This is a genomic window from Thalassospira lucentensis MCCC 1A00383 = DSM 14000, assembly GCF_000421265.1.
GTDB lineage: Bacteria > Pseudomonadota > Alphaproteobacteria > Rhodospirillales > Thalassospiraceae > Thalassospira > Thalassospira lucentensis.
On sequence record NZ_ATWN01000015.1, the window covers coordinates 54,054 to 62,414 of the forward strand.

Genomic DNA, 8,361 nt, shown 5'->3' on the forward strand with positions numbered 1-8,361 from the left:
ACCAACAAAACGGGACGCGCGAATGCCAAAATCGGTTTTTGCCTATATCTGGCGATATAGCCGCCTGCAACAGATCATCCTGACTTTGGTGACGCTGTTTTCATTTCCGTTTCTGTATTATTCCCTCGACCTGCCCAAACTGATCGTCAACGAAGCGATCGGCGGCGCGGGATCGCCCTATGACCTTCTCGGGGTTGAACTCGATCAGATCGAATATCTGTTTGCCCTGTCGGGGATTTTCCTCGCCCTTGTTTTCGTCAATGGCGGGTTCAAATATTTCATCAACGTCTATGTCGGCGTGATGTCCGAAAGACTGTTGCGCCGGTTGCGCTATAACCTGTTTGAACGGGTGTTGCGCTTCCCATTGCCGCATTTTCGTAAAACCAGTCAGGGCGAAATCGTCTCGATGATCACGGCCGAGGCCGAACCGCTTGGCGGTTTCTTTGGCGAGGCCTTTTCCCTCCCCCTGTATCAGGGCGGTATTCTGGTTACGATTTCGGCCTTTATCTTTATTCAGGACCCATTGATGGGGCTGGCCTCCATCGCGTTCTATCCATTGCAGGGATATTTGATCCCGAAATTGCAAAAACGCGTCAATCTGCTGGGTAAGCAGCGGGTACAGAATGTCCGCCGGATGTCCGAACATATTGGCGAGGCGGTTGGCGGTGCCACCGACATTCGTGCCAACGAAACCCACGGGTTTGAACTCACCCACTTTACCCAGCGTTTGGGCCGGATTTTTGAAATCCGCAAGGAAATCTATTTCCGTAAATTCTTTATCAAGTTCCTCAATAACTTCATCGCCCAGATCACCCCGTTCTTCTTCTATTCGATTGGCGGTTATCTGGTGATTATCGGGGACCTGAGTTTCGGCGCACTGGTCGCAGCCCTTGCCGCCTATAAGGATATGTCCGCCCCGTGGAAGGAACTTCTGGCCTATTATCAACGCCTTGCCGACGCGCGGATTAAATATGACCAGCTCCACGAGCAGTTCGAACTGCCCGATCTGTCATCTGAACATCAACTGACCGTGCCGCTGTCACCGCGCCTGAATGGCCCGCTTGATGTGACCGCCCTGTCATGGGTTGATGATGACGGAACCCGCGTTGTTGAAAATGTGTCGTTTAACATGCCCCTTCCGGGCACGGCCCTTCTGACCGGCTCTGCCGACAGCGGCAAATCACAGGTCGCACGATTGCTGGCACGGATTCTCGACCCTACAAGTGGTCGGATCCAGTTCAACGATATGGATGCCACCAATCTTCCGGCCGCCATCATCGGCCAACGTCTGGCCTATATCGGGAGTGATGCCTATCTGTTTAACGGCAGCATTTCAGATAACCTGCTGTATGGCCTGAAACATCGCCCGATCATTGTCGATCAAACAGCCGCCACCAGCGACGAAGCCCCCCAAACGGGTGACAATGATAATGCGGTTACACGTGCGGACGAAAAAGACAAAGCCGTTGCCAGCAAGTCCAAAGCATACAATGACTTGGTTGAGTTCCCGTTGCCGAACTTTGTCGATCAGATTGACATTTCAGACCCGGCAGCCCTGCCATGGCAATTCACCCGCGAGATGTATGACGAGGTTCAGCGTTCGGGCAACATTCCCTATGACCCGTCGGCGAACTGGATTGACTATGTCGGACCGGGCTTCTCATCACGCGAAGAATTGCACGGCGAACTGATGCGCCTGCTTGAGGTTGTCGGTCTGGACCGCGACATCTATCGCATTGGTTTGCAACGCCGCGTTGATCCGGCCGCACATCCCGAACTGGTTGCATCGGTCCTGACCGTCCGGCCACGGCTAAAGGAAATTCTTGATCAACGGCAATTGTCCGACCTTGTCGAACCCTATGACATTGAAAAATACAACGACAACGCACCGGTGGGCGTGAACCTTGTGTTTGGCACGCCGTCGCAAACCCACTTTGAACGGTTTGAGTTCCTGTCTCATCCGTTCATGCAGCAAACCCTGCGCGACACCGGTCTTTATGAACGCATGGTCAGAATGGGCCGCGAAACACTTGATCTGATGATCGAACTGTTTACCGGCCTGCCCGCAGGACATGAGTTCTTTGACCGCTACAGTTTCGTGTCGGCCGATGAAATTCCCGAAGTGAAGAACATCCTCAAACGGACCGAAGGTGTTGCCTTTGACGACATCCGCAAAGAAGATCAGTTGCATCTTCTCGACGTCGCCATGCAGTTGACACCGGCCCGTCACCGTCTTCGGGTGATTGATGACGATTTCCGTCAGTTGGTGTTGTCTGCACGGCCGAGGTTCCACGAAAACCTTCCAGACTCACTGGCGAAATTCATCGACTTCTTCGATGGCGATGGCTACACCCCGGCCGCCCCGATCCTCGATAACTTGCTGTTTGGTCGCTTTGCCTATGGCCGTGCAAATTCCGAAGAACGCGTTGGCGAAGTCCTGTTTGAAATCGCCCATGAAGGCGGTCTTTACGAAGAACTTGTTGCCCTTGGCCTTGAAAGTCAGGTCGGCGTTGGCGGCAGCCGCGTCTCGCAAACCCTGCGTCAGAAAATCGCCCTTGTCCGCGCCTTGATCAAAAATCCTGATCTGCTGGTGGTTGACGAAGGCCTGTCTGCGCTGGACCGTGAAACGCGCGAAAACGTCATCGCCTATCTCACCGGACAGAATGACAACACCAGCCTTCTCTGGGTGGATGGCGATGATCACGACAATGAAAAGTTCGATGCTTTGCTGCACATGTCGAACGGAAAATTGGTTAAGCGCCGTGGTCAATCATCAGACGATCAAACGCCTGACATCACCGAATCCGACGAAGAAACGACTGTCGCCGATGGTGACATTGATCAGGAAGTCCGGCTGCTTCGCACCATTCCGCTGTTTGCCGGGCTTGATCCAAGTGTGGTCAAACTCCTTGCGTTTACCAGCCCGCGCCTGACCTTCAAACATGGTGAGGTTCTGGTAAAACAGGGCGATCCCGGCGATGCCGCCTATATCGTCATTTCCGGTCGTGGTGAAATCTGGCTGACGACGGACGAAATGCAGACCGTAAAACTGCGCGATGTGAACCCCAAGGAAGTCATCGGCGAAATCGCCCTTCTGGTCGACGCCCCCCGGTCCGCAACCATTCGTGCGGTCGAGGACATGACCGTCTTGAAACTCGACAAGGCCGAATTCCTTGGCCTGGTCAGACAGGATCAGGCGGTCGCCATCCAGTTGATCCGTGTTCTGGCTGACCGTCTCGATCAAACCACCAAACAGCTCAGCAGTAAAAACAACGATTAAGGCTCAACACGTCACGTCAGAGCCAAACATAACGTCGCCCGCATTTATCATAAACCGGATCGGCACTTTGATCCGGTTTATTGCCTTGCACCCGAAGAAACGCACCTGTCATTTCATGAATAAAATCGCATCCATCTTGATTGCCTCTCTGTTTGCCATCGTCATGCTTGGCGGGTTTATCGCCCTTCTGGGCGGCAGTATCTTGGGGGGATTGATGTTTCTGATCGGCATCCCCTTTGCCTTTCCGATGTCGACCAGCATCGTCGTGCTGTTCTTTGCCGTGATCATTGTCCGCACTGTCATGGAAAAACGCCGCCAGAAACGCGAAATGCAGAAATACCTGAAATCCTCAGACGACTGATTCCCCTGCGTTTCACGCCTCTGGCAGAAGAAACATTCCTATTTGACCGGGCTCTGCCAAAAAAAAAGCATCATTTGGCGCGCACTTCGGACACCTCCTCTTGCCACGCACTGATAACTTCCTTGCAGTTCAACAAACAAGCTGGTCGCAAACGCGTCAGCCCGTTTCAAGGAGGTTCCGATGTCGGCACAATCAAAAGAACAGCGTTGCGTATCCCTAAGCCAGCTCGCTGATCTGCGCCTTTTGCGCGAACATGCATACATTGATGGCCGCTGGTGCTCGGCCGACAACCTTCAGGTTATTGAAGTCACCAACCCGTTCGATGGCAGCTTCATCGGCACCGTCCCGAACATGGGCATCTTTGAAACCCGCAAGGCCATTGCCGCGGCCAAGGAAGCCTTCCCGGCATGGTCGGCCATGCTGCCACAGGACCGCGCAAGCGCACTTCGTCGCTGGCATGATCTTCTGCTCGAAAACAAGGAAGACCTGGCCCTTCTGATGACGCTTGAGCAGGGCAAACCGATTAATGAATCGCGCGGCGAAATTAACTACGCCGCAAGCTTCATCGATTTCTACGCCGAAGAAGCCAAACGCGTGAACGTCGAAAACATCACGTCCCACCTGCCGGGCCGCAACATGTCGGTCAAACGCGAAGCCATCGGTGTGACGGCTGCCGTCACCCCATGGAACTTCCCGTGCGCGATGATCACACGCAAAGCCGCCGCCGCCTTGGCTGCGGGCTGCACCATGATTGTCCGCCCGGCAACCGAAACCCCGTTTTCCGCAACCGCCTTGGCCGAACTGGCTGAACGTGCGGGCATTCCGGCAGGCGTGTTTAACGTTGTCACCGGTGATCCGAACCCGGTGGTTGGCGAACTGTGCGGCAGTACCGATGTCCGCGCCCTGTCGTTCACCGGCTCAACCGAAGTCGGTCGGCTGTTGCTGTCACAAGGGGCCCAGACGATCAAGAAAATGTCGATGGAACTCGGCGGTCATGCGCCGTTCATCCTGTTTGATGATGTCGACCTCGACGAAGCCGTCGCCCACGCGATTAATGCCAAATTCGCCACCAGCGGTCAGGATTGCCTTGCGGCAAACCGCATCTTTGTCCAGCGCGATATCTATGACGAATTTCTCGACAAATACGCCAAGGCAATTGCCGAACTACGTGTCGGCAACGGCATTGAAGAATATGTCGAGATCGGCCCACTGATGCATGACCGTGCGGTTGCTAAATGTGACGAGCACGTCTCAGATGCACGTGCCAAGGGTGCGCGCGTTCTGACAGGTGGCAAGAAAATGGGCGGACTGTTCTATGCCCCCACCCTGCTTGCCGATGTGACCAAGGACATGCAAATCTACCGCGAAGAAACATTCGGCCCGGTCGCACCGGTCATGCCCTTTGACACCGAGGATGAGGTCATCGCACAGGCCAATGACAGCGAATATGGTCTGGCGGCATATCTGTTTACCAACGATCATGACCGCGCAAACCGGGTATCCAATGCGCTTGAATACGGTATGGTTGCGCTCAACTGTGTCAAAATCACCGGCGCACCGGTTCCGTTTGGCGGGGTAAAGCAATCTGGTCTGGGCCGCGAAGGATCGCGCCATGGCCTCGAAGAATTCACTGAACTCAAATACGTCTGCGCTGCGTTTAAACAGTAACGCGCGCCTCAGACACCACCGCATTCACATGGGAGAACAACAATGAATGTCATCAAAAACACCACGGCCGACCTGCAGGAAATGGACCGGGCGCACTTCATGCACCCGTCGACCCACATGCGCCAGCATGCCGATGGGGAAACCCCCAACCGCATTATCAACGGCGGCAAGGGTATTTACATCCATGACACCGAAGGCCGCGAAAGCCTTGATGCCTTCGCTGGTCTGTACTGTGTGAATGTCGGCTATGGCCGGACCGAAATTGCCGATGCGATCTATGCGCAGGCCAAGGAACTGGCTTATTACCACACCTATGTCGGGCACGGGAACGAGCCGGTGATTCGCCTGTCAGACCGCATCATCAAAAGCGCCCCCGAAGGCATGCAGCGCGTCTATTACGGCATGTCCGGATCGGATGCCAACGAAACCAACATCAAGCTGATCTGGTACTACAACAACATCCGCGGCCTGCCGCAGAAGAAAAAGATCATCTCACGCTGGCGCGGCTATCACGGCTCCGGGATCATGACCGGCAGCCTGACCGGCCTTGCCGCCTTCCACAATGCGTTTGATCTGCCGCGTGCACCGATCCTGCACACCACCTGCCCGCACCATTACTGGAATGCAGAAGCCGGTGAAACCGAGGCCGAATTTGCCAAACGTTGTGCAGACGACCTTGAAAAAATGATCCTGCGCGAAGGCCCTGAAACTGTTGCCGCCTTCATCGGCGAGCCGGTCATGGGCACGGGCGGCATCATCACCCCGCCAGAAGGTTACTGGGCCGCCATTCAGGCTGTCCTGAACAAATACGACGTGCTTCTGGTCGCTGACGAAGTTGTCACCGCCTTTGGCCGTACCGGGTCCTATTTCGGCTCCATGCACTACGACATGAAACCCGACCTGATCACCATTGCGAAGGGTGTGACCTCTGGTTATCTGCCGCTTTCGGGTGTGATTGTCGGCGAACGTGTGTGGAAAGTTCTCGAACAGGGTTCGGACAAAATGGGCCCGATTGGCCACGGCTGGACCTATTCGGCCCACCCGGTCTGCGCCGCAGCTGCCAATGCCAACCTTGATATCGTTGATGGCGAAAACCTGACGGGCAATTCGGCAGAAACCGGTGGCTACATGCAGACCCGCATGCGTGAAACCTTTAGCGACCATCCGCTGGTCGGCGAAGCACGCGGTGTTGGCCTGATGGCAGCCCTTGAATTTGTCGCCGATAAAACCAAAAAAGAACGGTTTGATCCGAATGCGAAAATCGGTCCGCGCGTCTCGGCCGCCTGCCTTGAACGCGGCATGATCGCACGTGCGATGCCACATGGCGACATCCTTGGCTTTGCACCGCCGCTGTGCATCACCAAGGCCGAAGTCGACAAAGTCATCGACATTGCCAAACAGGCTGTTGATGCGGTTGCCGACGAAGTTGCCGCAGGCAAATAATCGCGCCGCAACGTGATGTGACATAAACGACCACGATTTAAAGGGGCCGATCATCTGATCGGCCCCTGTCTTTATGGATTAATCGCAGGTTGACTGATACACCCGGCGGCGATTATCGCCTTTCCCAATTTCGACATCCAGCGAATACGCATGGCACGTTTTGACATACTCATCGTTCTTCCAGACTTCGACGGTAATATGTTCCCATGTGCTATCAAGTGACGAAGTACCGCCCTTGTGCCAAAACTTGGTTACCAAGAGTTCCGTATTTCCAACACCATTATAGGCATTCTGTATGGATGCTTCCCGTGACTTGGAAAGCGTCTCAGCCACAGTTGTTTTTTCGCTATCGGTTGATTCCAGTGCAAGCTGTGTCGCACTAATGGCCTGATAATCTGTTGCTGTACCAACATGTACGTTGCTGAAATCTCCGGCCACAGCCGGGACCATGAAAATCCCAAAGACCAGAAAAAATATCGACGTCGCTACGAATTTTAGCATCCTGTTTCCTTTCAAAATGGAACTCGGATTACTGACGCCAACTGTGTTTGATTGTGAAACTTGGCAGATGAGTTTCCGCCGACAAACAATCGGGAATTTCATCGGTAAAAAAGCAAAGGCCGACTTTTAATCGGCCTTTGCTCTGTGCCTGAGCAAAATCGTTATCGGCCGTTCTAGCAAGCAGTAACGTATTTACCGTTTTTGCCTTTGGTCGACGAAACCGTGCAAGACCCGATCTGGCTGCCCGATGAATTGATGATATTCAGCTTGATCTCGGCACCATCGCCCTCAGACCACCAGATACCGCCCCCGGAACCAATAAGGTTCAGCGTGGTCGAAGAACTGCTGGGGATTGCGGAAACGATTGTCGCATTGTCGGCATTGCTGAGCGCTGCTTTGACGGTAACGCCTGCTTTATCGGGCGACTTCTCGCCCCATTCAGCCGAGCTCATCGACACCCCATTGGGCGACAGAACCTCGGCATTCGCCGACGTCATAAACGTCCCCAACAGCACGAACGCCATCATCACTGCCGGGAACAGAATATCCCGCAGCGCTTGAGAAAGATTAAAGTCATTCACAGCCATTTCCTTTCCTATGTGGTGTGATGGCACCCGATCACATGATGTAAACAGGTGGCTCCACATCTGACGTAAGGCGCGCTGTGCTGTGATAAGTGTGCGACCTTACACAACGGAAAGACGTCAAATCAGGCGGAAAAACCAACACCTTTGATGATCTGTGAGTCTTCTGCATTCGAACGTGAATAGCCCCTGGAATTGTAGACACCTCATTACTTATAAAGTGAGGCAAGGAGTTTACGATGCCCAAGAGTCATTTTACCGATGAGTTCAAGATTGATGCCGTTCGTCAGATTACAGAACGAGGCTACTCAGTAGCGGAAGTTTCTGCTCGTCTCGGTGTCAGCACACATTCCCTGTATGTGTGGAAGAAGAAGTTCAGCAAGTCCCCTGATGCGATTGCTGAAGCTGATCAACAATCATCCGAGATACGCCGCCTGAAGCAAGAACTCGCCCGGATCACCGAGGAGCGCGATATTCTAAAAAAGGCAACCGCGTACTTCGCCAGGGATGCAAAATGAGGTACG

At 54.0% G+C, this 8,361-nt stretch carries 6 protein-coding genes and 1 pseudogene; 5 read left to right on the top strand and 2 right to left on the bottom strand.

The genetic code is table 11. The features are described from left to right. The first annotated feature begins 22 nt into the window (after positions 1-22). From K355_RS0122260 to K355_RS0122275, 4 genes are all read left to right on the top strand, one after another. Positions 23-3,280 carry an ABC transporter transmembrane domain-containing protein gene (locus tag K355_RS0122260; protein ID WP_022734379.1) on the top strand — a complete coding sequence of 1,086 codons (3,258 nt, stop codon included), beginning with the start codon at positions 23-25 and terminating at the stop codon, positions 3,278-3,280. A 115-nt stretch (positions 3,281-3,395) separates the two neighbouring features. After that, positions 3,396-3,641, top strand: a complete 246-nt coding sequence (locus K355_RS0122265; protein WP_022734380.1) for a hypothetical protein — start codon at positions 3,396-3,398, stop codon at positions 3,639-3,641. Between the two features lie 180 nt (positions 3,642-3,821). Beyond that, positions 3,822-5,309 (top strand): NAD-dependent succinate-semialdehyde dehydrogenase, encoded by a 1,488-nt coding sequence (locus tag K355_RS0122270; protein ID WP_022734381.1) that lies wholly within the window; start codon positions 3,822-3,824, stop codon positions 5,307-5,309. A 42-nt stretch (positions 5,310-5,351) separates the two neighbouring features. Further along, the gene (locus K355_RS0122275) at positions 5,352-6,752 is read left to right on the top strand and encodes an aspartate aminotransferase family protein (RefSeq protein WP_022734382.1); all 1,401 of its coding nucleotides are present in this window, start codon (positions 5,352-5,354) and stop codon (positions 6,750-6,752) included. Between the two features lie 78 nt (positions 6,753-6,830). Here the strand turns inward: K355_RS0122275 and K355_RS0122280 are convergent, their stop codons facing one another. Both K355_RS0122280 and K355_RS0122290 read right to left on the bottom strand, forming a co-directional pair. Then, complete coding sequence (locus tag K355_RS0122280; RefSeq protein ID WP_033369278.1) at positions 6,831-7,253, bottom strand: hypothetical protein; 423 nt, start codon at positions 7,251-7,253, stop codon at positions 6,831-6,833. Between the two features lie 173 nt (positions 7,254-7,426). Further along, the gene (locus tag K355_RS0122290) at positions 7,427-7,840 is read right to left on the bottom strand and encodes a hypothetical protein (RefSeq protein ID WP_022734385.1); all 414 of its coding nucleotides are present in this window, start codon (positions 7,838-7,840) and stop codon (positions 7,427-7,429) included. A 236-nt stretch (positions 7,841-8,076) separates the two neighbouring features. Between K355_RS0122290 and K355_RS0122295 the strand changes: the two are divergent. After that, positions 8,077-8,361 (top strand): annotated as a pseudogene (locus K355_RS0122295) (transposase); the annotation flags it as partial.

Coding starts and splice junctions, on each gene's coding strand:
- K355_RS0122260 (WP_022734379.1), top strand. CDS start 23: ATGCCAAAATCGGTTTTTGCCTATATCTGGCGATATAGCCGCCTGCAA.
- K355_RS0122265 (WP_022734380.1), top strand. CDS start 3,396: ATGAATAAAATCGCATCCATCTTGATTGCCTCTCTGTTTGCCATCGTC.
- K355_RS0122270 (WP_022734381.1), top strand. CDS start 3,822: ATGTCGGCACAATCAAAAGAACAGCGTTGCGTATCCCTAAGCCAGCTC.
- K355_RS0122275 (WP_022734382.1), top strand. CDS start 5,352: ATGAATGTCATCAAAAACACCACGGCCGACCTGCAGGAAATGGACCGG.
- K355_RS0122280 (WP_033369278.1), bottom strand. CDS start 7,253: ATGCTAAAATTCGTAGCGACGTCGATATTTTTTCTGGTCTTTGGGATT.
- K355_RS0122290 (WP_022734385.1), bottom strand. CDS start 7,840: ATGGCTGTGAATGACTTTAATCTTTCTCAAGCGCTGCGGGATATTCTG.